Raw genomic sequence first — 23430 nt, 5'->3', positions numbered from 1 at the left:
TCTTGGAAGGCTCCTCGAGGCGCTCGAGGAGCCTTCCAAGAACTGGAAGTTCTCGATGGGCGACATCACCGAACGCGCGCTGTGGCCGCGCTACCAGGCGGTGTACCAGGACATCGTCCGGCATACGTCGACGCGGTACGCGCCCTGGTATGTCGTGCCTGCGGATTACAAATGGTTTGCGCGCGTAGTGATCGGCTCGGCGATCGTCGCGGCGCTCGACGAGCTCGACCTGCGCTTTCCCCGGGTCGACAAGGACTCGCTGGAGGAGTTCGCGAAGGTGCGCAAGGCGCTGGAGCAGGAAGGCAAGGGGAACAAGAAGGGGGACAAGTGAACGTGACGTTGCGCATCTCCGTCCGGAGATGCGCAACGTCGTGGCGGCTCAGTAGCCGCGGCCCCACCAGTAGCAGAAGCGCTCGATATTCGCGCCGAGGCCGGTCTCGTAATTGTTCCACTTCTCGTATTTCGCCAGCTTGATCTCCTTCATCGCGGGATCGAAGCATTTGCCGGCATCGGCGGCCTTCTTCACCTCGGCCGAGAGGTCTTCCAGATAGGCGATGTCGTCCTGGATGTCCTTCTTGGTGCCGAAGCGGCCGCCGGCATAGGGATGGCCGGGGATCATCCGCTCCCAGTCCAGCGCGGCGAGCTTTTTCAGGGAGTCGATATATTCGAGCGGCGAGAGGTTATCGGGAATGTTGCGGAACTGGATCGACTCGATCGGGGCGAAGTCGACGACGAACACGATCTTCTGCTTCGGCAGCCGCATGACAAGCGAATTGTCCGAATGGTTGCGGCCGACATAGATCAGCTCGAGCGTGGTGCCGCCGAGCGTGATCGTCTTCTTGTTGTCGACGACTTCGTCGGGCATCACGACGTCGGGCAGCAGCGCATTCTGTTTCTTCAATTCGAGGAAGCGCTCCTTGGCGCGCTTGTGCGCGATGAAGGTGGCACCGAGGTCCTTGAACGGCTTGCCGCCGGCGATGTGGTCGTAATGATGGTGGCTGTAGACGACGTATTTGATCGGCTTGTCGGTCACCGCCTTGATGGCGTCGATATAGGGTTTTGCGGGACGCAGGTAGGAGATCGGATCGGTCGCGATCACGCCCTGCGGCGTCACGATGAAGATCGACTGGTGGCCGCCATAGCGGAACAGATAGACGTTCTCGGTGCCGTCGACCTTCTTGGTCGAAGTCTGCGGTGGGGTCTGTGCAGATGCGGAGCCCGTCGCGGCGATGAATGCTAGCAGAACAATGAGGCGTTTCATGATCTTCATCTGTGGCTTTCCGGCTGAGACAATGGAGCAGGGGAGGCGGACGTCCTCGCAGGTACAAACGCCGGAGGCAACAGATTATTCCGCGCGGTCCTAAAGCGCGATGAGATTGAGTAGAATCATCATCGCGCTTTAGCTCTTTGTTTGAGCATGATCTTTTCGGAAAACCGCTTCACACTTTTCCGGATCATGCTCTAGCCGCGGCGGCCTTTGCCGGATTCCGATACCCGGAGGCTTCCGGCAGTCTCGTCCTGGACGCGCGAGGGCGCTTTGTGGCTCTGCAAAAAGTCCTCGCGAGCCAGCGGCCGGCTGAACAGATATCCCTGCATGTAGTCGACGTCGATGGCCCGGAGCGCGGCAAACTGGGGCTCGCTCTCGATGCCTTCCGCCGTGATGGCGATGCCCAGGCCCTTGGCCAGTGCCACCGCGGAGGCGATCACCGCCGCGCATTCGCGTTGCGTGTCAAAGCCCTGCACGAAGGACTTGTCGATCTTGATCTTGTCGAACGGGAAGTTGGTGACGTAGCTCGCCGACGAATAGCCCGTTCCGAAATCGTCCAGCACCAGCTCGACGCCGATATTTCTGAGCTTGCGGAAGGTCTGCAACTGCTCCGGCCGTTGCTCCAGGACCGCGGTCTCGGTGACCTCGATCTCCAGGCGCGACGGAGGCAGGCCCGATTGCAGCAGCGCTTCCGTCACGATGTCGAAAAGGCTGCCGCGCTTGAACTGGATCGCCGAAACATTGACGGCAAGCTTGAGGTGGGACGGCCACGATGCTGCATCCCGGCACGCCTGGGAGATGATCCATTCGCCGAGCGGCAGGATGAGACCTGTCTGCTCGGCGACGGGGATGAAGCGCGTCGGCGGGATCAACCCTCGTTTCGGATGACGCCAGCGCACAAGGGCTTCGGCGGCGCAGACGGTGCGGGATGCTGCGTCCAGGATCGGCTGATAGTGCAGCTCGAATTCGCCACGCGCGAGCGCAACGCGCAACTCGGTTTCGAGCTCCTTCTCGTCCTCGATCGCCTCCAGCATCGCCGGCTGGTAGGTGCAGAAGCAGTTGCGGCCCGAGGCCTTGGCGGCATAGAGCGCCAGATCGGCCTTCCTCAGGAGCTCTTGCGGTGCGCGGCCGTGGCCGGGACAGATCGCGATGCCGACGCTGGAGCTGATATGAACCGGGTGGTGGTCGATCTCGAACGGAGCCGCCATCGCTTCGACCAGCCGACGGCCGAAGTCGATGCTGTCTGCGGCGACCGCGCCGCCGCTCCGTCTCACGATCGCGAATTCGTCGCCACCCAGCCGTGCCACGAGGTCATGCTCGTCGGTGAGCACGGCCAGCCGCGCGGCGACTTGCCGGAGCAGATCGTCGCCGGCGTGATGCCCCAGCGTGTCGTTGACGCCCTTGAAGCCGTCGAGATCGAGCAGGTACACGCCAAAGCAGTTGTCCTCGGCGTCGGCTTGCGCGAGGGTTGTCTCGGCCCGGTTAAGCAGTGCGGAGCGGTTCAACAGCGAGGTCAGGGAATCGTGCGTCGCCGCGAAGGAGATCTTCGCCTCGGCCTCCTTCCGCGCGGTGATGTCGATGCGGATTGCCATGTAGGAGATCGGCTTGCCGTCGGGGCCGAGCTGCGGTGTGATGACGGTATCGACCCAGTAGAGCCTGCCGGACTTGGCGCGATTGCAGAGCTCGCCGCGCCAGACCTTGCCGCGCGCAAGCGTGCGGTACATGTCGCCGAACAGCTCCCTGGAATGGGCCCCGGATTTCAGGAGCCGATGATTCTGCCCAATAAGCTCGTCCCTGGCGTAGCCGCTGATCTTGCAGAAATTCTCGTTGGCATAGGTGATGTTGCCCTTGATGTCGGTGATGCCGACGATCACCGCCTGGTCGATGGCATATTGCTTCTCGATCACCTCCTGCATGGCGCGGTCGGCACGATCCTCCGCCTGCCACTCGCTCGTGACGTCCCTGTGCACCTCGACAAGGCCGCCATCGCTCATCGGACGGCGCGAGACGGAAATGATCCGACCGTCGAGAAGCTCATGGACGGTCTCCTCGGGCGTCGCGGCCGCGTGGTCGCCATAGGCCTCGACGTAGCCGGCGTGACGGCGGCGGCGGTGAATGACCTTGGCCCTCAACCGGAGAATGTCCTCAAGTGACGTGCCTGGTTTCACCTGCTCACTGGTGAGACCGTACATGGCACCGAAATGTTCGTTGCCGATGACCACGCGCAGGTCGGGGCCATAGATGCAGAGGCCGGCCGGGTTGGTTTCGAGGGCGCGGCCAAGCAGGCCTTTCCAGTCCGGCGCGCGCACCAGCTCGCTCGCGCCCACCAAGCCGAATCCGAGCAGCAGCAGGCACGCTGCCGACAGCGGCGATCCGAACTGGATCGTCGCAAGCGAGACGACGACCAGAACCAGCAAGGCGAAATGTGCGGGATGGCGCTCGGCGCGGCCAAATGTCTTCATGAGAACCTCGATCGCGCCGATGCCACCATGCGCAATCTAAGATAAGCTTAAAAATGCAAGGGCTTGGCGCGCGCATGTGGCCATCGCGGCAGTGGGGTAAACGCCTCCGTCCCGCCACTTGATCCGTGTTCTTAATCTGGATTAAGTCCCCGCTCCGGCGCGATGTCTGGGTGCGGGAAGCGAGGCAGCGTGCGAAGGTTACTCGATCACCTCGTCTGCGGCGACGAGGATCGATGGCGGCAGTTCGCGGCCGAGCGCCGTGGCGGTCTTGAGATTGAGAATGAGCCGGAATTTCGTCGGTTGCTCGACCGGGAGGTCACCCGGGCTCGCGCCCTTCAGGATCTTGTCGACATATCCTGCAGCGCGGCGATAGTTTTCGCTGAGGTCGGTGCCATAAACCATCAAGGCTCCCGCCTGCGCGTAGGTGGCCATTCCCGTGATCGTCGCAAGGTGCAAACGCCGCGCTTGCGCGACGACCTCGTCACGGATGGTGTTGGCCAGCGGATCCTCGACGATCAGCAGGCTGGTCGCGCCGCGCAGGACGAGCCGGTCCATGCTCTCCGCCGTGAAGTCGGCTGCCTGTCTCACTTGCAGGAGCTCGAGCCGGACGCCCATCTTCTCCGCCGCGGCCGTCAATTGCTTCAGCGCAAGCGCGGTGTAGGGGGTGTCCGGATTGAGGAGCACGCCGACCACCTGCTGGTTGGGAACGCAGGTCAAGAGCAGCTCCAATTGCTTGCTCTTGAACTCGGTGGATTGGCCGCTCAGTCCGGTCACATTGCCGCCGGGATGCGCCAGGCTCTGTACGAGGCCCGCGCCGATCGGATCGCCGACGGTCACGAAGACGATGGGAATGCTGCTTGTCGCACTCTTCAAGGCTTTTGGCGCGAGCGTGCCCCACCCGGCGACCAGCACGTCCGGCCTGTCGCGCACGAACTCGTCGGCGAAGGCGGCGAGGCGCGCGGGATTGTCATCGGCGGAGCGATAGACGAAGGCGAGATTCTTTCCGTCGGTATAGCCGAGCTCTCCGAGCAGTCCCCTGAACCGCTCGGCATTCTCACTCGCATCGAGTGTGAGCATGGCAACGCGGAAGATTCTGGATTGCGCGCGCGTGGAGAGAGGATAGGCCGCCGCCGCGCCAGCGAAGAGGCCCACGAAATCGCGCCGATTCATTCGCGCCTTACCAAATTGATCAAACAAAGAGCCGGCAAGGTAGCGCTGACGTCGCGGTCGTGTCAAAGCGATCGCATGCGCGCGCAGCATCCTCAGGTAGTGGCTATGGTGCGGACGAAGCTTCAGGAACCCATCTTCAAATCATGTGACTGCCGCAGCGTTCCAGCTTGACAGTTTTATGTCACGGGAGGAGCATGTCGGTGGTCGCCAATGGCGACGCGTAACGTCCAACCACATGAGCAAGGGGAGGTCTATGACACCACCTCCGCAGATCCAGCCGCGTTAAGTGCGATGGAGCTCGTTCGGACTATCGCATAGCGGCAGAAACCGCGAACGGCACGCCGGGCAAAGGTTAAGCGGGCTGCATCAGTGAGGCAGAGCCCCTTACCTTCCCGGCGCTGTATTTTGATCTGATCGCATTGCGCCGGCGATCTCCGTTGCGTCGCCGGAAATGATTTTTCCGATGCATTGATCTCTCGCATCCTCCTCCTGGCCGCCATTCCGGGGCAGGGCATTGCCGCGCCTCCGGAATGGCGCGCGTTTGACTCCACTCCGGCAATCGGCATTCACTGGCGGTAACGGCCGGTATCGACGGCCGGCGGAGAATTGGGGGAGGGGATGATGGGCTCGACGCCGGCCGCCTTGCGCGGCTGCCTGCTCGTTCTGACGGCTGTGCTGTCACTGGTGATGCTCCCTGCGCGGGGGCAGCAATTTCCGTCGCGGCCGATCACCCTCGTGGTGCCCTTTGCTGCGGGCGGCCCAACCGACACGCTGGCACGCATCCTGTCCGAGCGGATCGCCGCGGACCTCCATGGCACGGTCGTGGTCGAAAACGTGGCCGGCGCCTCCGGCAGCATTGCCGGTGCGCGTGTTGCGCGCGCGACGCCTGACGGCACCACGATCACGATCGGCCATTGGGGCACGCATGTGCTCAACGGCGCGATCTACAAATTGCCCTACGACGTGATCGCCGATTTCGAGCCGATCGCATTGATCGCGAGCGGGCCGCAGCTCATCGTCGGCAAGAAGTCGCTCAAGGCCGACAGCCTCAAGGACCTCGTCGCGTGGCTGAAGGATAATCCCAACAAGGCAACCGCAGGCACTGCGGGCGCCGGCTCAGGCGCGCATGTCGCCGCCGTGTTCTTCAAGAACAAGACCGGCACCGAATTCCAGCTCGTGCCCTATCGCGGTGCGGGCCCGGCCATGATCGATCTCGTCGCAGGCCAGATTGATCTGATCTTCGATCAGGCGACGAATTCGATACCGCATGTCAAGAGCGGTGCGATCAAGGCGTTTGCGGTGACGTCGCCGACGCGGCTTGCATCCGCACCCGACATTCCGACCGTCGATGAAGCCGGCGTGCCCGGCCTCTACATCTCCTATTGGCACGGCATCTGGGCACCCAAGAATACACCGAAGGACATCGTCGACCGTTTGAATGCGGCGGTCATGGTCGCACTCGCCGATCCCGGTGTCCGCCAGCGCTTTGCCGAGCTCGGCCAGGAGATCTCGGCGAAGGAGCAGCAGTCGCCGGCTGCACTTGCGGCCCACCAGAAGGCCGAGACTGAAAAATGGTGGCCGATCGTGAAGGCTGCCGACATCAAGGCAGAATAATGCTCAAGACCTGAGCTTCGCGGCGCGCTTGAGGCCACTTTGCATCATCCTTCATCATGCGCGTCGCTGCGGTGCGAAATCCAACGTCCTTGATCTCCATCATTGGCTGGCGGACAATGTTCGTCGTCAAATCAAATAAGAAACCTCTCGGGGGAATTCGTGAATAGACCTGATCGGGTCGATGCCCACTCATCACCGTCCAAACCGCAGCACGGCATGTCGCTGCTGCGCGATCCCCTGCTGAACAAGGGCACCGCCTTCACCGAACAGGAGCGCGCCGCGCTCGGATTGCGCGGCCTGTTGCCGCCCTGCGTGCTGACCATGCAGACGCAGGCGGATCGGGTGCTGACCAATTTGCGCATGCTGCCGACCGACCTCGAAAAATACGTGGCATTGAACGCGCTGCACGATCGCAACGAGGCGCTGTTCTTCCGCATCGTCTGCGACAACATTGACGAGATCCAGCCGCTGATCTACACGCCGACCGTCGGGCTCGCCTGCCAGAAATACGGCCTGATCTTCCAGCGCCCGCGTGGCATGTTCATCTCCTCGCGCGACCGCGGCCAGATCGCGGATATCCTGATGAACTGGCCCTATGAGGCAAAGCTGATCGTCGTGACCGATGGCGAACGCATTCTCGGGCTCGGCGATCTCGGCGCCAATGGCATGGGCATCCCGGTCGGCAAGCTCTCGCTGTATTCGGCCTGCGCCGGCGTGCATCCCGAACAGTGCCTGCCGATCCTGCTGGATGTCGGCACCAACAACGAGGAGCTGCTGGCCGATCCTTATTATCTCGGCCTGCGCGAGCGCCGGCTGACGGGCGAGGCTTACGACTCCTTCGTCGACGAGTTCATGACGGCGGCGCGCAAGACGTTTCCGGGCGTGCTGATCCAGTTCGAGGATTTTGCCAATCACTCGGCGTTCAAGCTGCTGCACAAGTACCGGGACGACGCCTGCGTCTTCAACGACGACATCCAGGGCACGGCGGCGGTGGCGCTCGCCGGCCTGTTCTCGGCGCTGCGCGTCAGCGGCGGCAAGCTGAGGGATCAGAAGATTCTGTTCCTCGGCGCAGGCGAGGCCGCGACCGGCATCGCCGACCTCGTGGTCTCAGCCATGATGGCGGAGGGCGCCTCGGAGGCCGAGGCGCTGCGGCGAAACTGGCTGGTGGATTCCCGTGGCCTCGTCGTGAAGGATCGCGCCGGCCTGTCAGGCCACAAGCTGCGTTACGCCCACGACGACCAGGCGCCGATTGTCGACTTCCTGACGGCAATCAAGACCTTGAAGCCGACCGCGATCATCGGCGTCGCCGCCGTGGGCGGTGCCTTCACGCCCGAGGTGCTGAAGGCGATGGCCGCGCTCAACGCGCAGCCGATCGTGTTCGCGCTGTCCAACCCGACATCGAAGGCGGAGTGTTCGGCCGAGGACGCCTACCGCTACACCGAGGGCCGCGCGCTGTTTGCCTGCGGCAGCCCGTATGACCCGGTGAAGCTCAACGGCAAAACCTTCGTGCCGCGCCAGGGCAACAATTCCTACATCTTCCCCGGCGTCGGCCTTGGCGTGATTGCCAGCGGCTCGCGGCTCGTGACCGACGAGATGTTCATGGCGGCGGCGCACTCGCTGGCCGATTGCGTCGGCAAGGACGACCTCAGCCAGGGCAGCCTCTACCCGGCGCTGCCACGCATCCGCGAGGTCTCGGCCCGGATCGCAGCGGCCGTCGCCCAGGTCGCCTACCAGCGTGGGCTCGCCGAGGGGCCGGCGCCCAATGACGTCATGAGCCAGGTCCAGGCGCAGATGTACGAGCCGCATTACTGACGGCCGCAATCGCCGGCGGTCACGGACAGGTTAGCAGCGCGGTCCTGCCATCCCAGGTAGAATCGCCGTTGCTCGGCCGGGCGTATGTGCTACGATACGTAGCATTACAAGAAACAGCCGCAAGGTCATCATCATGGACGATCGTTTGCCCGAACTGGGCGACCTCGAGCGAGAGGTCATGCAATTGGTTTGGGCTCACGGTCCGGTCACAGCCGAGACGGTGCGGGAGCGGCTATCGCGCCGGCTCAAGGAATCGACGGTTCGCACCGTGCTGCGGCGGCTGGAAGAAAAGGGCTACACGCACCACACCGTGGACGGCCGCACTTACGTCTACCATGCGGCCGAGCCGCGGGCGCGCGTCGCGGCCAAGGCCGTGCAGCGCATCGTCGACTGGTTCTGCAACGGCTCGGTCGAAGAGGTGCTGGTCGGCATGGTCGACAACGCGATGCTTGACCAGCAACAATTGCGGAGTCTGGCCGACCAGGTGGCCAAGGCGAAGAAGGCGAGGGGAGTGAAGAAAGAATGATCGCAACTCTGGCAGAGGCGGCGCTCCGCTCCTTGGTGCTAGGAGGCGTCGTCTGGTTTGGCTTGTATCTCTTTCGCGTGCGCAATCCGCACGTGCACATGACCGCGTGGGTCGTCGTGCTGCTGGCATCGCTGGCGATGCCGTTCGTGATGCACTGGCCCACGGTCACGATTACCCGGCTGCCCATGCCGGTGCCGGTCCCGGATAATCTCTGGCCGATCGAGCCGTCGATACAGGAGCTGTCGCCGCCGCCGGTGAATCCAGGTGCGGTTGCCGCACCGCCGGCGCAAAGCGCCGTGTCGGTCAACTGGGCGCTGCTCGCAACCATCGTCTATGCCGGCGTCGCGTCGCTGTTGTTGTTGCGGCTGGCGCTCGGTCTCAGCCTGACCTGGCAGCTGGCGCGTGCTGCCAAGCCGATGAAGGAGCTCCGCATTGAAGGCGCAGACGTGCGCCTGAGCCGCGATATCGGCGGCCCCGTCACGTTCGGATCGACCATTCTGCTGCCGCCGCAATTCCTGCGCTGGAATGCGCAGAAGCGGCTGGCCGTGCTCGCCCATGAGAGCGCGCATGTCGCCAATCGCGATTTCTACGTCCTGCTGCTGGCGTCGCTGAACCGCGTCGTGTTCTGGTTCAGCCCGTTCGCGTGGTGGCAGCACGCCCGGCTGGCTGAACTTGCCGAGATCATCAGCGACGCGCAGGCGATCGAGGTGATCGACGACAGGCTGTCCTATGCCGAAATCCTGCTCGATGTCGCGACCAGCGTCAGGCCGCGGCCGATGGAGCTCGCGATGGCGCGGGTCTCGACCGTCCGGACGCGCGTCGAGCGCATCATTGCCGCAGCGGCGATGCCGGTGGCGGTCACCTGGCGCAAACGTCTCTGGATCGCGGCGATGATCGTGCCGGCCGTGATCGTCTCGACCGGCATGATCGCCTATCGCACGCCGGACGGCAGCCCGCCGATCGAAGCCGTTCCGGAGGCGACACGCGTGCCGCATGGCCGTGCCTTCGTCAATTTCTACGCGCTCGGCCAGAATGCGGTGTTCGCGATCTTCCGCGATGGCGACGATTTGTTCGGACAACTGACCGGCCAGCGCAAATTGCCTCTGACGATCACCGACGGCACGGCCTCCTACGCGGCCGTGGCGGGCGAGATCACCTTCTCCGTCGATGCGGAGCGGCGCTCGTCCGATCTGCTGCTGCGCCAGAACGGTCGCGACATCCATGCGGTCCGTGTCGCGGAGATGCCGCGCTCGGCGGCCGGCACTGTGCCGTACGATCAATATGCCGGCTGGTACCAGGTCACGCCGTTCCGCGTGCTGACCGTCAGCCGCGACGGCGACCGGCTGCGCGCGCAGGAGACGGGCCGGCCGGCCTTCGAGATCTCGGCCGATGGCATCGATGCGTTCTCGACCGAAGCGAATGACGCCTTCGTGTTCCTGCGTGACGACCAGAACAAGGTTCAGCGCGTGCTGCTGCAGAGCGCCACCTCCGGCGCGCGGCTTGCGCCACGGATCGATGCGGCCATCGCCGCGACGATCGAAGGCGACTTCACGCGGCGGATCGCCCAGGTGCCGGATCGATTCCGCGAGCAGGTGCCGGCAGCCGGCGGCAAGGACATGATCCTGCGCGGGATCGAGGATTTGCGGCAGGGGACGCCGAACTACGAGCGCATGAGCGCGACGCTGGCGGCCAAGATCCGTCGTCAGGTGAGCGAATTGCATGCGACCTTCGTGGCGCTCGGGGCACTCGAATCGATCTTCTTCCGTGGCGTCGGGCCCGGCGGCTACGACATCTATGGCGCAAAGTTCGCCAACGGCACAGCCGAGTTTCGCATCGTGCTGGAATCCGACGGCAAGGTTGGCGACGTCCTGTTCCGGCCCGATGGCAATGACGAGCCGGGCGGTGTTGCCGCCTGCTCGGAAGCTCCAAACTTGAGCGGGCGTGCCGGCACGTCGCCGATCCGGATCATGCTCTACAACGACACCGGCAACGACATCCAGGTCACCGGCCTTGACGCCAGTGGCCGTCGCCCGGTGCGCAGCATCGTCAGCCACAACATGTCGGCCACATTCCTGACCACAGTCAACAGTCCGTGGACGGTCGCTGACCGTTCGGGCAAATGCCTGGAGATCGTGCTGGCTGGCCGGCACACGCGCTTCCACAATGTCGACCTCGCACATCTGCAGGGCAAGCCGAAGCTCGTGGATCGCCGCACCGCGCCGATCGCCGACGGCGAGGAGACGCTGCGCCAGTACATCGAAGCCGTCGGCAAGGGCCGGCCCGACTACGCCCGTATGACGAGCGAAGTGGCCGAGCAGACGCGCCAGCAGCTCCCGTTCGACCAGGCGATCCTGGCGAGACTCGGCGCGTTGCGCGCGATGTCGTTCCGCGGCGTCACCGCGCTCGACAGCGACATCTACATCGCGCAATTCGCCAACGGCTCGGCCGAGTGGCGCATCGGGGTCAAGAACGGCACCATCACGAAGATCGCGCTGGGGCCGAGCTACTAGCAGCTGATTGGAGTTCCGGGCGCGTGATCGGCCGGCCGTTCAATCGCCGCTTGCACCGCTTTGTCTTGAATGTTACAGTCCGTAGCACTACAGGACGTAATGCCCAACGAGACGGGGCTCGGCCATGAGCAGTTCTGCAAGGGGTGACGCGGTTCTGGCACTGCATCGGTTCGGGATGGGGCCGCGGCCGGGATCGATTGCGGCCATCGCGTCCGATCCGCGCGGCGCCTTGATCGCCGAGCTCGACCGCCCGCTGGCGCTGGCCGCGGCCGAGGGTCTGCCGTCGAGCGCGAAGGCATATCGCACCGTCGCCGACGCCAACGCGCGGCGGACGGCCAAGGCCAAGCAGGCGCAGCAGCAGGCCAAAAAGCAGCAGGTCGCGGCCGCCGGGACTGCGATGGTCGAAGGCCAAAGCGAACCGCAAGCCGGCAAGCAAGGCCAGGACGCCGGCGAGATGGCGGCGAAGAAGGCCGCCGATGCCGTTCCGGATCCCGGCCGGCCGATCTATCTCCAGGAGGCGAAGGTGCGGATCGAAGCCGCGCTCAACGCCGAGATCGGCTTTGCCGAGCGCCTGGTGTGGTTCTGGTCCAACCATTTCTGTATCTCGGCAAACCGTATCCAGAGCATGTCCGGTGCCTATGAGCGCGAGAGCATTCGCCCGAATACGCTCGGCCGTTTCGTCGATCTGCTGCTGGCCGTCGAGACGCATCCGGCGATGCTGTTCTATCTCGACAATCTCGCCTCGATGGGCGCGAACTCGACCGCCGGCATCAACCGCAACCTCGGCCTCAACGAAAACCTCGCGCGCGAGACGCTGGAGCTGCACACGCTCGGTGTGCGCACCGGCTACACCCAGGATGACGTGATCAGCTTCTCCAACGTGCTGACCGGCTGGACGCTGGTGCCGCCCGGCGACAATCCGGAGCATGGCGGCGAGTTCACCTTCAACCCGCGCCTGCACGAGCCCGGCGCGCAGACCGTGCTCGGCAAGCGCTATGAGCAGGAGGACGTGGAGCAGGGGCGCGCCGTGCTGCGCGATCTCGCCGCGCATCCGGCGACGGCGACCCATGTCGCGAAAAAGCTCGTCTGCCATTTCATTGCGGACACGCCGCCACCGGCCTTGGTGGCGTTGATGGCAAAAACCTTCCGCGACACCGAGGGCAATCTCAAGGAGGTCGCCAAGACGATGGTGTCGTCGGACGACGCCTGGAGCCAGCCCCCGACCAAGCTCAAGCGTCCGAGCGAGTGGGGCGTCGCCATGGTGCGTTCGACCGGATTCACACAGGTGGATCCGGCGCGCTTCACCTCGGGGCAGGAGCTGCTCGGCGAGCCGCTGTGGCGTCCGCCGTCACCGAAGGGCTATCCGGATGACGAGGCGAGCTGGATCGACGGCATCGGACGGCGGCTCGACATCGCCAACAATTTTGCCGAGCGCGCGGCGGCGACCGCCGATCCGCACGACATCATCGAGAACGTGATGGGATCGAGCGTCTCTCCCGAGGCGCGGCAGGCGGTCGATCGGGCCGAGACCAGGCAGCAGGCGCTGGCGCTGCTGTTCATGTCGGCGGATTTCCTGAGGAGGTGAGCATGAGCGTTGCCGACCACCTGCCTACGCGACGCGAGATGCTGATCGGATCGGGCGCGCTGTTCGCCTGGACGCAGATGCCGAAAATTGCGCGTGCGGAAGGGCGCGATCCGCGCCTGCTGGTCATCATCCTGCGCGGTGGGCTCGACGGGCTCGGTGCGGTCGCGCCGGTCGGCGACCCTGATTGGATCGGCCTGCGCGGCGAGAACGCGCTGCTGCTCGACGGCAAGACGCCGGCGCTGGCGCTCGACTCTTTCTTCGCGCTCAATCCCGCGATGCCGAACCTCTACCGGCTCTACAAGAAGCAGCAGGCGCTCGTCGTCCACGGCACGGCGACGCCCTATCGCGAGCGCTCGCATTTCGACGGCCAGGACGTGCTCGAAAGCGGCATCTCGAAACCCGGCGCGGTCGCGACCGGCTGGCTCAATCGCGCGCTGCTCGCGATGGAATCGGGCGGACGCGTCGACCCGGCCGGCAGCCGCGTGCTCGGCGTCGGCGCCGTGACGCCGCTCGTCGTGCGCGGTGCTGCGCCCGTGATGTCGTGGGTGCCGCAAAGGCTGCTGTCGGCGAGCGCCGACACGCAGAGCCGGCTGCTCGATCTCTATCAGCACACCGATCCAAAGCTCGCCGTCGTGCTGCAGGCGCGGATGCGGCTCGCCGCGCTTGGCGGCACCCCCGGCATGAGCGATCCGATGTCGGAGGATCCGACCTTCGCGCCGCCGGGCATTGCGCGGGTGCGCGCTTATTTCGCCGAGGCTGCCGCCACGGCCGCGCGCTACCTCGCCCGGCCCGACGGCCCGCGCGTCGGCGCGATGGGCTTTGTCGGATGGGACACGCACATCGCCGAAGGCGCGATCACAGGGCAGCTCGCCAACCTTCTCGGCGCGCTCGACGGCGCGTTCGCGGCGGTCGAGACCAACATGGGGCAAGCGTGGAACGAGACGGTGGTCGCCGTCGTCACCGAGTTCGGACGCACCGCGCGGATCAACGGCACCAACGGCACGGATCACGGCACCGGCACGGTCGCCTTCCTCGCCGGCGGCGCGCTGAGGGGAGGCCGCGTCGTCGCCGACTGGCCCGGCCTGAAGCCCGCGCAGCTCTTCGAAAATCGCGACCTCAAGCCGACCATCGACCTGCGCGCGGTGTTGAAGGGGATCTTGAAGGATCATCTGCGCCTTGAGGATAGCGTGCTCGCAAGCGCCATCTTCCCCGACAGTGCGGACGTCAAACCGATGACCGGCCTCGTCGGATGACGGGTTGAAACAAAAGGCAATAGAACGGGTGCGTCATGTACATCCCGAGCCAACGCGATCTTGAATTCCTGCTGAGCCTGCGCCAGCACTGGCGGGTGCTCTACTGGCGCGAGCTCGCGCGCCTCCTCGCCGAGACCGCGGTGCACGAAGTCCAGCGTGAGGCGCACGCTGCCTTTTGGCGGGAATCGACGGGCTGACCGGCCAAATGTGTCCCGAATCCGGACAATTGAGCTGTGGTTGAATCGCAACACGGATAGCGAAATCGTGCCGGCCGCGAGCCGGCTTTTTTTCCGACAAGGTTCTGCCCTCATTCCCCGTCGGACTAGGCCGATCGAATGGGGGCGTACACCATGTCTCGCGTCGAACGGTTTTCCCGGCTTCTGCTCATCGTCATCGGTGCGGCGTCGCTTGCCGCCTGCGCGCAATCGCCCGTGTCCCGGCAAAGGGCCGACCTCGGCACCAGCAGGCAGGCAGCCGTCGAGCGCCGGCACGAGACGCACGTGGCAACGGCGCCGGTGCGGTCGGTTGTCAGGCGCCCCTCGCCAGCTCCGAGCGCAGGAGAGGCGAAGGAAGCCTCGCATGGCGTCGCCAGCTTCTATTCGTACGACACGCAAACCGCGAGCGGCGAGAAGTTCGACAAGAACGAGTTGACCGCCGCGCATCCCACCCTGCCGTTCGGCACGAAGGTGCGCGTCACCAACGTCTCCACCGGCCGTGCCGTCACGGTCCGCGTCAACGATCGCGGGCCCTACGTGCGCGGACGGATCGTCGATGTCTCCTATTCGGCCGCCGAGGCACTCGGCATGGTCAACCAGGGCGTCGCCAATGTCCGGCTCGACGTCGTGCAATAACGGCTCCCGCGCTTAACCGGCTGTTAGTCGACCCTGCCTCACCATGCGGGTCGAACACATCGAGGTTGGGGAGGGGGCGTGAATACGATCCAGTATCTTGAGGACCAGGCCGCGCGCGCCGAGCGGCTGGCGAAACGGATCACGGACACGCCAACAGTCGAAAAGCTCCTGACCTTCGCGGGCGAGCGTCGCCGCGAAATCGAGGCGATTGCGGGAAAGCGCCGCACCGCCTGATCGTTCCACCCCGAGCCATGCAACAAGCGCGTTCCAGCGTGCCTGCGCGCGCGGAACTTCCGCTGTCCTCCAGCGTCATGTCGAAGATTATTCTGGAGGAGAGGACCATGGGTTTTGGAAGAGGCGCTTTGTTGTGGCTGCTCGGCGTTCCCCTGCCGATCGTGATCTTGCTGGCCTTGTTCTGGCACCACTAAGGGTATCGAACGAAGAAGAAGCGCCGCGGATCGCCGCGCTTTTTTATTGGATCCTGAAAACTTTGGCTGTTCTCGCTTAGCGTATGGTCACATGGTGACGCGATCCCGCATGCGGCGAGGTCACGCCGGTGCGGCCGCCATGATCGCCGACGAAGTCCGAGAGGTGATCCGGCAGCTCGGTACCATCGATGTCGCAGCGGGACCGGATTTCGCCGGCTACCTCGGTCGAGATGTCCTTGACCCAGTGCTCGAGCGTGTTGAAGGCGAACACCGCAACGGGATCGCTGAAGCATCCGGCAAACAGCTCGCGGATGATAGTCTCGACGTCGGGGCGCTCGATGCGGATATCCTTGATATCCTTGGGTCCGCTGACACGGTCCACCACCACGAAGATGGTCTGGTCCGCGCCGTAGGGTACGTCTGGGGATGACAGACTGGCCTCAAGCATCTCAAGCCCTCGCCTCAGCTCCGATCCCTGACAACGGGAAAAACCGGAAGATGGTTCCTGCGCGTGGCGATAGCCGAAAGTCGCAAGCGGTCGTTCGAGGCGTGCTCAGAGAAACTCGCGCAAGCGCGACAGCTCGATGACGTGCTCGGGCGAGAGGATTTCGGTCACCAGCGGCGGTTGTGGCGCGGTGTGGATCTCGTAGAGATGCCGGGTCGGATCGGGCTTCTCCATCAGCGCGGTGATGCACTGATCGAGCGTGGCCTCGAGCACCATGTAAGCGCTGCGGTCCTCCCGGCGCCGGTTTCCGAGCGAGGGCCATTTGTACAGGGTGGCACGCGCATCGAAGTTCACTTTTGAGGCCGCGGCCGTCATTGGATTTTACTTACTCGCCCCACGCAAAAAGAGCCCCCGCACGCGTTTACACGTGCCGGGGGCTACACCTATCGCTGCATCTCAATGCCACGATCCGATAATGCAGCCGCGCGGCGTTTGTTCCGGCGCTGACGAATTTCTTGGAGGCGGACGCGTTGCGGGCCCGGAGATTATCTCCGGGCCCGCATCTCGCGTCAGATCTGTTCGGCTCTAGCTCGCCGCGGCCGCGATCTTGCCCGCCACGCTCTGGCCCTTGCTGCTCTCGTCCCCCTGCCGCACCAGCGGCGGAAGGCCGGCGAACCGGCGCAGCGCTTCGGCCATCTGGATGCGGCCGGGCACACCGGTGACAACCACGTCCACCATGGCGAAGGACGAGTGGAAGTGGCCGCGCGCCTTGAGCTGTTCGACCGGAACGCCGGCTGCAGCCATGGCCTCGCCATAGGCGATGCCTTCGTCGCGCAGCGGGTCGAACTCGCAGGTCACCACAAAGGCCGGCGGCAACCCCTTGAGCTGGCCGCGGATCGGCGACGCCCGTGGATCCGTGCGCTGGCTCGGCGCGCAGTACAGGTCCCAGAACCAGAACATCAGCGAGCGCGTCAGGAAGTAGCCCGTCGCGTTCTCGTTGTAGGACGGGCGGTCGAACGAGCAGTCGGTGACCGGACAGACCAGGAGCTGGCCTGCAATCTGTGGTCCGCCGCGGTCGCGCGCGAGCTGGCAGGTCACGGCCGCGATGTTGCCGCCGGCGCTCCAGCCTGCAACCAGTACGGCGCCCTGCTTGCCGCCGAGCTCGGTCGCGTGCTCCGCGATCCAGCGTAGCGCGGCATAGCTGTCCTCCGCCGCGGTCGGGAAGCGATGCTCCGGCGCGTGGCGATAGCCGACGCTGACGAACATCATGCCGGTTCGTCGCACCATGTCGCGGCAGAACGGCTCGTCGGACGCCTCGTCGCCGAGCACCCAGCCGCCGCCATGGAAATAGACCACGACCGGATGCGGCCCGGGTGTTGCCGGCTTGTAGACCCGATAGGGCAGCGGACCGTCGTTGCCCGGTAGCGTACCATCGATGATTTCGCCGATCGGCCGTCCGGCGGGACGGCCCTTGTTGAACTCGTTGACGAAGGCGCATGCACCTTGCGCGCCCATCGACTCGATCGGCGGCAGGTTGAGCGTCGCGAGCAGGCCCAGCACCAGCCGCACGTCCGGTTGCAGGCGAACGACTTCGCCGTCATTGCACTGCGCCGTGCCGTTCGGGCCGGTGAGCCTGAAGCCGAGCATGCCGCGGCCGACGACCTCGTCGCAAATGCTGCGATAGGGACCGACGCCGCCGCAATAGGGCATCACGCCCTGTGCCTTGCCGGGCACGTTGGCGCCCGTGTACCAGGTGTTGGCGAGCCGGTGCAGGGTCATCATCGCGCAATCGGCCATGTGCTGCTCCCAGCCGGCCTGCGCCTTGTCGGTGGGTTCCATCGTGGTGAAGCCCTTGTCGCGCAAGCCAGCGAGCCGGTCGACGACCCAGTCGACATGCTGCTCGATCGACACCGCCATGTTCGACAGCACCGACGGGCTGCCCGGCCCCGTGATCATGAAGAAGTTGGGGAAGCCTGCGACCGTGAGGCCGAGATAGCTCTGCGGCCCATGCGCCCACACATCCGACAGCGACTTGCCGCCGCGGCCGGTGATCGGATGCACCGCCTTGATGGCGCCGGTCATGGCGTCGAAGCCGGTCGCGAACACGATCACGTCGACGTCGATATTGCGCTTGCCGGTGGTGATGCCGGTGGCCGTGATCGCCTTGATCGGCTCCTGCCGCAGATTCACCAGCGTGACGTTGGGCCGGTTGTAGGTCGCGTAGTAGTTGGTGTCGAGGCAGGGACGCTTGGCGCCGAACGGATGATCGTCCGGCATGAGCGCCGCCGCCGTCTCGGGATCCCTGACCGCGGCGCGGATCTTTTCCCGGATCAGATCCTGCACGATCCTGTTGCCGTCGACGTCGACCCCCTGGTCGGCCCAAAGCTGCGTCAGGATGTGAACGAGATCGCCGGCTGCCCAGGCGCGTTCGAACCGTTCACGACGCTCGGCATCGCTGAGCTGCCAGCTCACCACGGTCTGCTGCGGATAGGGCACGCCGGTCATCGACTGGCGCGCCTGCTCGCGATAGGCCGCGCGATCACTCCTGAACAGGTCCATGCGATCGGACGGCGACGGGCCGTTATGGGCCGGCAGCGCGAAATTCGGCGTGCGCTGGAACACGGTGAGGTGCGCCGCCTGCTCGGCGATCAGCGGGATCGACTGGATGCCGGAGGAGCCGGTACCGATCACGGCGACGCGCTTGCCCGCGAGATTGACGCCGTCATGCGGCCAGCGCCCGGTGAAGTAGATCTCGCCCCTGAAATCCTTGACGCCGTCGATCTCCGGCGGCTTCGGCGAGGAGAGGCAACCGGTCGCCATGATGTAGTGGCGGCAGGAGAAGGCCGGACCGTTGCTGGTCTTGATCAGCCAACGCTCGGCGGCGTCGTCCCATGTCGCTTCCTTGACCCTGGTCTTGAAGCGGATGTCGCGCCGGAGATCGTAGCGATCGGCGACGAAGCCGAGATAGCGCAGGATCTCAGGCTGGGTCGCGTACTTCTCCGACCACGTCCACGCCTTGTCGAGCTCTGGATCGAACGTGTAGCTGTAGTCGATGGTCTGGATGTCGCAACGTGCGCCGGGATAGCGGTTCCAGTACCAGGTGCCGCCGACGTCGTCGGCTTCTTCCAGCGCAATCGCGCTGAGGCCGGCCTTGCGCAAACGATGCAGCAGATAAAGTCCGGCAAATCCGGCGCCGACGACGGCAACATCGACTTGCTGAGGTTTGCCACTCGTCTCCGAAGCACGTGCTGCGACCATCGCCTCTGGCATGCCATTTCCTCCGTGCGAACTGTTTTGCCGGAGGCTATCGCCGCAGGTGCAGTTTGTCATCAAGACAAATTCAATCTCCGGTAGTTGTGTCCACACGTCGCGCGAGTGTGACATCGATGCGCGCCGCGACGCACAATGCGGGCGGCCCGTTGTTTTTTCGGGGTAATCAAGCGCTGATGTTCCGTGTATGCTGGGTCCCTGGTCGAGGCTGACCTGTTCAACGTCGTAAAAAGAAACAAGCGTCACACAAGAAACGTCATGCAAAAGGTGACTGAGCGAACCAAAGCCAACATGGACGTGGTGCTGGAGGAGACCTGCCGCCAATTGCCGCATGGTGGCGACCACGACAGCCGAAGATTCATCGCCGAGCGCCTGATCGAGGCGGCCAAGGCCGGCCATTCCACGCTCGGCGAGCTCGGCATCGTCGCAAGGCACGCGCTGGCGGAACTGACGTCCGGCAAGGACCAGTGAAGCTGCGAGCCCGGCGACCGCGGGCTCGCTTGACTTCAACCGTTTGTCGCGCCGCTCGCAATGATTTCGGCCGCGCGTTGGCGCGTAATCCCTTGCTCGCCGAGCAACTGTGCCGCGGGACTGCGCGTCTCCAGGAAGATGCCGAACAGCATGTTCGCACCCGTGACCACTGGCCGGCCCAATTCGTGCGCGTGGATTTCGGCACGTTGCTCCACACGCTGGAACGCCGCGGTCGGTTTGGCCTTTTCGCCGCTCTGCGTGGTGGCGTTGTTCAGTCCGCGTTCGACATAGGTTTTGAGGTTCGTGCGCATCGCGTCGAGATCGGCGTTGCAAGCCTGCATGACGGCTGATGCGTCGGCGTCGTCGAGCAGCGCCAGCAGGAGGTGTTCGCACGTCGCATATTGCTGCCGCCGTTCCGTCGCGGAGCCGAGTGCACGGCGCTTTGTCGCTTCGAGGGCTGGCGACACCGGCCGTCCGAAATCCATCAAGGCGTCGACCTGTTTCAGTCGTGCCACCGGATCGATGGTCGCGAGCAAGCCCTGCTTGTCGGCTATCGGCAGCCGCAGGCGCGTTGCGATGATGTCGGCAACGCCTCCGGGGTCGCGGGTCTGTTCGAGCTGCGGCCAGATCCCGGGAATCTGGATCTCGCGCGCCGCCGCGTAACGCTCGAACCGCTTGACCGCGCGCAGGATCAGCTCCGGCGCGTCGGGAATCGGTCCCTCGCCGAGATCGCTGACGTCGGCCTGGAAGGCGCCGGTCTCGCCGACGAAGCGATGAATGAGCACGCGCCGGTTGACCTGCGTGAGCACCTTCAGCGTACCGTCCGGCAGCGGTTCCAGCTCGATCAACTGGGCGACGACGCCGATCGGGTGAATGTCCTCGAAGCCGGGCTCGTCGACGGCAGAATCCTTCTGCACGGCGAGCACGACCTCGCGCTGACGTCCAAAGGCCTGGTCGAGCGCCTGCATGGTTTTGGGACGTCCGACGAACAGCGGGTAGGTGGCGGTCGGAAACGGGACGAGATCACGCAGCGGAACGGCCGGATAGCTCGTCACCGCCGACCGAGGTGCTTCCTTCGCGCGTGCCGGCGGCGCCTTCACGTCGGTCCTGCCGGCGTGGAGCAGCGCCGACAACGTATTCCAGTCGGCAAGTCCGAACATTTTTGACACCAGCTCCAGGCTCTCGCCATGACTGATGCTGATCGCCTTGGTGTGAAGGGAGTCGCGCAAGGTCTGCGCCATAGCCTTGGCATCGCGAAAATCGCGCATCGGTGTCGTCCTTTGCTGTGAGCGAACCAGGCGCGTCAGGTGGTTGCGTTGCTGACCCGGTCGCTCGGGCAAAGGAAGGCCGATCAAGGCTTCGATACGTTCACCGTCCCGTGGAGGGTGCAACCGGCAGGTCGTATCAACCGGATGAAAAATTGGCGCAAAGACCGCCCGCTGTCAACGTCGTCGCGCGGAGTTTACCGAAACCGGGCAGGCCATGGTCGGCTTGCCTCGCCTGATGCCGCGGACGTAAAGTTGCGCCGGTATTTCCGCGAGACCCTGCCGATGCGGCCCTTGCTTGCGCTCGTTGCGGCTTTCGCCGCCTTCGCTTGTGGCAACCCGGCCGTTGCCCAGGTCGGGCAATTCCCGTTTGCGCTGACGCGCGAGGGACAGATGCTCGGAGGTGTGGAGGGCGACATCTCCTCCTTTAAGGGTCTGTCCTATGCGATGGCGCCGGTCGGCGCGCTGCGCTGGCGTCCGCCACAGGACGCGCCGGAAAGTTCGGAGATGCGCACCGCCTATGACTACGGTCCGGCCTGTCTCCAGCCGGGAATCGCGCAGGCGAGCGAGCATTGTCTCACGCTCAACGTCTTCCGTCCGTTCGGCGTCGACGGGCCGTTGCCGATCCTGGTGTTCATTCACGGCGGCGACTTCGTCAACGGCACGGCCAACGATCCGCTGTTCGACGGCGCGAAGCTCGCGCAGGCAGGCCTGATCGCGGTCACGCTGAATTATCGCCTCGGCGCATTCGGCTGGCTCGTGCATCCCGCGCTCACCGAGGAAGGATCCGGCAGCGTCATGGCCAATTACGGCCTGATGGATCAGATCGCGGCGCTGCAATGGATTCACGACAACGCCTCGGCGTTCGGCGGCGACGCCGGCAATGTCACGCTGTTCGGCTCCGGCGCCGGCGCGACGTCGATCGCGCTGCTGATGCTCTGCGAACGGTCCCGCGACTTGTTCCAGAAAGCGATCCTGCAATCGCTACCCGGTCGCGAGCGTCTGCGCCCGGTCGACGCGGCGCTCGGCACCGGCAAGGTCTTTGGCGATCTCGTCACGCGCGACGGCAAGGGCGGCGATCTGCGCAACGCTGATCCCAAATTGCTCCTCAGGGCCGAGAAGCTTCTGCTCGCAAAATCCCGGCACAGTTTTGGACCGGTCGTGGACGGCGTGCTCGTGACCGGCGATATCGCCGCCGGCTTCAAAGCGGGACTTGAGAGCCGCATTCCCCTGATCATCGGCTCCAACGACGACGAGACCGGCTTTGACAATGAGCCTGACGCGAAGGAAGAGCGGAGTCTGGCCGGCGCCTCCGCCGACGAGTTGCAGCGGCTCTATCCTGACGTCGCGGGCAAGCCGGCCGAGCTCGTCGCGCGACTCTATACTGACAGGGTCTTCACCGAACCCGCGCGGCTGCTTGCCCGTCTGCATGCAGCGCGGGGTGCGCCGACGTTCCGCTATCGCTTCGGCTATGTGCCCGAGGCCGAGCGCGCGAGCCGCGAGGGGGGCCACGCACGCGAGCTTCAGTTCATCTTCGGTGTCGAGGGTGTACCGGGCGCCGGCCTGCTGTCGCGCAGGGATCGCGACGTCGCGCGTGCATTGCGCGGTTACTGGATCAATTTCGCCAGGACCGGCGATCCCAACGGCGCGGAGCTGCCGCGCTGGAACGCGAACGCGGATCGCGACCAGTTGCTGCTGATCACCAACGAGCGCATATCCGCGGCCGCCGATCCCTGGGTAGAGCGGCTGGACTGGCTGGAGCGCCGAAGTCCGAAGGATTAGCGCTTAGGCGGCGAGCTCGACGCGCGGTGCGAGCGACAGCCGGGCTTCCTCGAAAAAGTCCATCGCGCCGTCCTTTTCGACGGCATAGAACTGCTGACCCTCGCGCGACCTGTAGGCGGCGCGGACGACACCGCGGCGGCCCTTGTCACTGTTGACGACATCCCCCAGCGCAAACTTTTTCATCTTGATTCCCGATAGCGATATACTGGCCGCGTGCTTTGACCGCGGCGGATTTTGGGCGGCAAATCGTTAACGACTTGCTAACCATACGCGTTTGGCTGATGGTTGCGGCCTTCGAGAGAGACGAGCCGATGACGAGACTACCGACCTTTTTCCTGTCGCATGGCGGCGGCCCCTGGCCCTTCATGGAGGACAGGCGCGTGCAATACGCAAAAACCGCGAAGGAATTCAGCGGACTTCCGCAACGCCTGCCGGCGAAGCCCAAGGCTGCGTTGGTCATCACCGGGCATTGGGAGACGGATGAGTTTACCGTTGCGACCTCGGCGCATCCGCCGATGGTCTACGACTACTACGGTTTCCCCGAGCATACCTACCACCTGAAGTATCCGGCCCCCGGTGAGCCCGCGGTCGCGGCGAAAGTGAAGGCGCTGTTGCAGGCGGCGGGCATCGAGTGCCGCGAAGACGGCAATCAGGGATTCGACCACGGCACCTTCGTGCCGCTGGGCCTGATGTATCCCGGCGCCGACATGCCGATCGTG

General features: G+C 64.8%; 20 protein-coding genes and 1 pseudogene. 13 read left to right on the top strand and 8 right to left on the bottom strand.

Translation table 11 applies throughout. The features are described from left to right. A pseudogene (locus tag C2U70_RS29130) lies at positions 1-331 on the top strand (polyphosphate kinase 2 family protein); the annotation flags it as partial. A gap of 48 nt (positions 332-379) precedes the next feature. On the opposite strand, the gene C2U70_RS29125 reads toward C2U70_RS29130, so the two are convergent. The 3 genes from C2U70_RS29125 to C2U70_RS29115 form a co-directional block, all read right to left on the bottom strand. Beyond that, positions 380-1270: an MBL fold metallo-hydrolase gene (locus tag C2U70_RS29125; protein ID WP_140982078.1), complete on the bottom strand. Its 891-nt coding sequence runs from the start codon at positions 1268-1270 to the stop codon at positions 380-382. A 191-nt stretch (positions 1271-1461) separates the two neighbouring features. Further along, positions 1462-3729: a putative bifunctional diguanylate cyclase/phosphodiesterase gene (locus tag C2U70_RS29120; RefSeq protein WP_140982077.1), complete on the bottom strand. Its 2268-nt coding sequence runs from the start codon at positions 3727-3729 to the stop codon at positions 1462-1464. Positions 3730-3927: 198 nt separating this feature from the next. Further along, positions 3928-4899, bottom strand: a complete 972-nt coding sequence (locus C2U70_RS29115) for an ABC transporter substrate-binding protein (protein ID WP_186294543.1) — start codon at positions 4897-4899, stop codon at positions 3928-3930. A gap of 621 nt (positions 4900-5520) precedes the next feature. Between C2U70_RS29115 and C2U70_RS29110 the strand changes: the two genes are divergently transcribed. The 9 genes from C2U70_RS29110 to C2U70_RS33240 all read left to right on the top strand — a co-directional run bounded on the left by C2U70_RS29110 (position 5521) and on the right by C2U70_RS33240 (position 15284). Beyond that, positions 5521-6513 carry a tripartite tricarboxylate transporter substrate-binding protein gene (locus C2U70_RS29110; protein WP_140982075.1) on the top strand — a complete coding sequence of 331 codons (993 nt, stop codon included), beginning with the start codon at positions 5521-5523 and terminating at the stop codon, positions 6511-6513. Positions 6514-6672: 159 nt separating this feature from the next. Continuing rightward, positions 6673-8325 (top strand): NAD-dependent malic enzyme, encoded by a 1653-nt coding sequence (locus tag C2U70_RS29105; protein ID WP_140982074.1) that lies wholly within the window; start codon positions 6673-6675, stop codon positions 8323-8325. A 133-nt stretch (positions 8326-8458) separates the two neighbouring features. Continuing rightward, positions 8459-8851, top strand: coding sequence for a BlaI/MecI/CopY family transcriptional regulator (locus C2U70_RS29100; protein ID WP_140982073.1), 393 nt, complete (start codon positions 8459-8461; stop codon positions 8849-8851). Next, positions 8848-11361 carry a M56 family metallopeptidase gene (locus C2U70_RS29095; RefSeq protein ID WP_140982072.1) on the top strand — a complete coding sequence of 838 codons (2514 nt, stop codon included), beginning with the start codon at positions 8848-8850 and terminating at the stop codon, positions 11359-11361. The genes C2U70_RS29100 and C2U70_RS29095 overlap by 4 nt, the downstream gene beginning before the upstream one ends. A 124-nt stretch (positions 11362-11485) precedes the next feature. Further along, a complete protein-coding gene (locus tag C2U70_RS29090) occupies positions 11486-12946 on the top strand; it encodes a DUF1800 domain-containing protein (RefSeq protein ID WP_140982071.1) in 1461 nt (486 codons plus the stop codon). Between the two features lie 2 nt (positions 12947-12948). Beyond that, positions 12949-14199, top strand: coding sequence for a DUF1501 domain-containing protein (locus C2U70_RS29085; protein ID WP_140982070.1), 1251 nt, complete (start codon positions 12949-12951; stop codon positions 14197-14199). Positions 14200-14234: 35 nt separating this feature from the next. After that, positions 14235-14396: a hypothetical protein gene (locus C2U70_RS33245; RefSeq protein ID WP_186294542.1), complete on the top strand. Its 162-nt coding sequence runs from the start codon at positions 14235-14237 to the stop codon at positions 14394-14396. A gap of 153 nt (positions 14397-14549) precedes the next feature. Next, positions 14550-15050, top strand: a complete 501-nt coding sequence (locus tag C2U70_RS29080; protein ID WP_246666896.1) for a septal ring lytic transglycosylase RlpA family protein — start codon at positions 14550-14552, stop codon at positions 15048-15050. Between the two features lie 78 nt (positions 15051-15128). Beyond that, positions 15129-15284: a hypothetical protein gene (locus C2U70_RS33240; RefSeq protein ID WP_186294541.1), complete on the top strand. Its 156-nt coding sequence runs from the start codon at positions 15129-15131 to the stop codon at positions 15282-15284. A 270-nt stretch (positions 15285-15554) separates the two neighbouring features. Here C2U70_RS33240 and C2U70_RS29075 read toward each other — a convergent pair whose 3' ends face one another. The 3 genes from C2U70_RS29075 to C2U70_RS29065 form a co-directional block, all read right to left on the bottom strand. Then, on the bottom strand, positions 15555-15926 hold the full coding sequence (locus C2U70_RS29075; RefSeq protein WP_246666895.1) for a hypothetical protein: 372 nt from the start codon (positions 15924-15926) through the stop codon (positions 15555-15557). Positions 15927-16031: 105 nt separating this feature from the next. Next, positions 16032-16298 (bottom strand): hypothetical protein, encoded by a 267-nt coding sequence (locus C2U70_RS29070; RefSeq protein ID WP_140982068.1) that lies wholly within the window; start codon positions 16296-16298, stop codon positions 16032-16034. Between the two features lie 210 nt (positions 16299-16508). Then, positions 16509-19193 (bottom strand): flavin-containing monooxygenase, encoded by a 2685-nt coding sequence (locus tag C2U70_RS29065; protein WP_140982067.1) that lies wholly within the window; start codon positions 19191-19193, stop codon positions 16509-16511. 258 nt (positions 19194-19451) lie between these two features. Between C2U70_RS29065 and C2U70_RS29060 the strand changes: the two genes are divergently transcribed. Continuing rightward, positions 19452-19664 carry a hypothetical protein gene (locus tag C2U70_RS29060; RefSeq protein ID WP_140982066.1) on the top strand — a complete coding sequence of 71 codons (213 nt, stop codon included), beginning with the start codon at positions 19452-19454 and terminating at the stop codon, positions 19662-19664. A 35-nt stretch (positions 19665-19699) separates the two neighbouring features. Here the strand turns inward: C2U70_RS29060 and C2U70_RS29055 are convergent, their stop codons facing one another. Beyond that, positions 19700-20932, bottom strand: coding sequence for an LON peptidase substrate-binding domain-containing protein (locus tag C2U70_RS29055; RefSeq protein ID WP_140982065.1), 1233 nt, complete (start codon positions 20930-20932; stop codon positions 19700-19702). Positions 20933-21214: 282 nt separating this feature from the next. Between C2U70_RS29055 and C2U70_RS29050 the strand changes: the two genes are divergently transcribed. Next, positions 21215-22711: a carboxylesterase/lipase family protein gene (locus C2U70_RS29050; protein ID WP_140982079.1), complete on the top strand. Its 1497-nt coding sequence runs from the start codon at positions 21215-21217 to the stop codon at positions 22709-22711. A 3-nt stretch (positions 22712-22714) separates the two neighbouring features. Here the strand turns inward: C2U70_RS29050 and C2U70_RS29045 are convergent, their stop codons facing one another. Next, positions 22715-22894, bottom strand: a complete 180-nt coding sequence (locus C2U70_RS29045) for a hypothetical protein (RefSeq protein ID WP_140982064.1) — start codon at positions 22892-22894, stop codon at positions 22715-22717. 128 nt (positions 22895-23022) lie between these two features. Between C2U70_RS29045 and C2U70_RS29040 the strand changes: the two genes are divergently transcribed. After that, positions 23023-23430 (top strand): DODA-type extradiol aromatic ring-opening family dioxygenase (locus tag C2U70_RS29040; RefSeq protein ID WP_140982063.1); only part of this gene is annotated, 408 nt, incomplete at its 3' end.

Origin of the sequence: Bradyrhizobium guangdongense, from assembly GCF_006483445.1 — a bacterium.
Classification (GTDB): Bacteria; Pseudomonadota; Alphaproteobacteria; order Rhizobiales; family Xanthobacteraceae; genus Bradyrhizobium; species Bradyrhizobium guangdongense_A.
The sequence above is the reverse complement of the archived record's forward strand: the minus strand, read 5'-3'. Positions and strand labels throughout refer to the sequence as shown.

What these genes read in the sequence shown, in the direction of transcription:
- C2U70_RS29075 (WP_246666895.1), bottom strand. Translation starts at nt 15,926, where the DNA reads ATGCTTGAGGCCAGTCTGTCATCCCCAGACGTACCCTACGGCGCGGAC.
- C2U70_RS29065 (WP_140982067.1), bottom strand. Translation starts at nt 19,193, where the DNA reads ATGCCAGAGGCGATGGTCGCAGCACGTGCTTCGGAGACGAGTGGCAAA.
- C2U70_RS29090 (WP_140982071.1), top strand. Translation starts at nt 11,486, where the DNA reads ATGAGCAGTTCTGCAAGGGGTGACGCGGTTCTGGCACTGCATCGGTTC.
- C2U70_RS29085 (WP_140982070.1), top strand. Translation starts at nt 12,949, where the DNA reads ATGAGCGTTGCCGACCACCTGCCTACGCGACGCGAGATGCTGATCGGA.
- C2U70_RS29100 (WP_140982073.1), top strand. Translation starts at nt 8,459, where the DNA reads ATGGACGATCGTTTGCCCGAACTGGGCGACCTCGAGCGAGAGGTCATG.
- C2U70_RS29120 (WP_140982077.1), bottom strand. Translation starts at nt 3,729, where the DNA reads ATGAAGACATTTGGCCGCGCCGAGCGCCATCCCGCACATTTCGCCTTG.
- C2U70_RS29080 (WP_246666896.1), top strand. Translation starts at nt 14,550, where the DNA reads ATGTCTCGCGTCGAACGGTTTTCCCGGCTTCTGCTCATCGTCATCGGT.
- C2U70_RS29070 (WP_140982068.1), bottom strand. Translation starts at nt 16,298, where the DNA reads ATGACGGCCGCGGCCTCAAAAGTGAACTTCGATGCGCGTGCCACCCTG.
- C2U70_RS29115 (WP_186294543.1), bottom strand. Translation starts at nt 4,899, where the DNA reads ATGAATCGGCGCGATTTCGTGGGCCTCTTCGCTGGCGCGGCGGCGGCC.
- C2U70_RS29055 (WP_140982065.1), bottom strand. Translation starts at nt 20,932, where the DNA reads ATGCGCGATTTTCGCGATGCCAAGGCTATGGCGCAGACCTTGCGCGAC.
- C2U70_RS29045 (WP_140982064.1), bottom strand. Translation starts at nt 22,894, where the DNA reads ATGAAAAAGTTTGCGCTGGGGGATGTCGTCAACAGTGACAAGGGCCGC.
- C2U70_RS29050 (WP_140982079.1), top strand. Translation starts at nt 21,215, where the DNA reads ATGCGGCCCTTGCTTGCGCTCGTTGCGGCTTTCGCCGCCTTCGCTTGT.
- C2U70_RS29095 (WP_140982072.1), top strand. Translation starts at nt 8,848, where the DNA reads ATGATCGCAACTCTGGCAGAGGCGGCGCTCCGCTCCTTGGTGCTAGGA.
- C2U70_RS29060 (WP_140982066.1), top strand. Translation starts at nt 19,452, where the DNA reads ATGCAAAAGGTGACTGAGCGAACCAAAGCCAACATGGACGTGGTGCTG.
- C2U70_RS29125 (WP_140982078.1), bottom strand. Translation starts at nt 1,270, where the DNA reads ATGAAGATCATGAAACGCCTCATTGTTCTGCTAGCATTCATCGCCGCG.
- C2U70_RS29110 (WP_140982075.1), top strand. Translation starts at nt 5,521, where the DNA reads ATGGGCTCGACGCCGGCCGCCTTGCGCGGCTGCCTGCTCGTTCTGACG.
- C2U70_RS33245 (WP_186294542.1), top strand. Translation starts at nt 14,235, where the DNA reads ATGTACATCCCGAGCCAACGCGATCTTGAATTCCTGCTGAGCCTGCGC.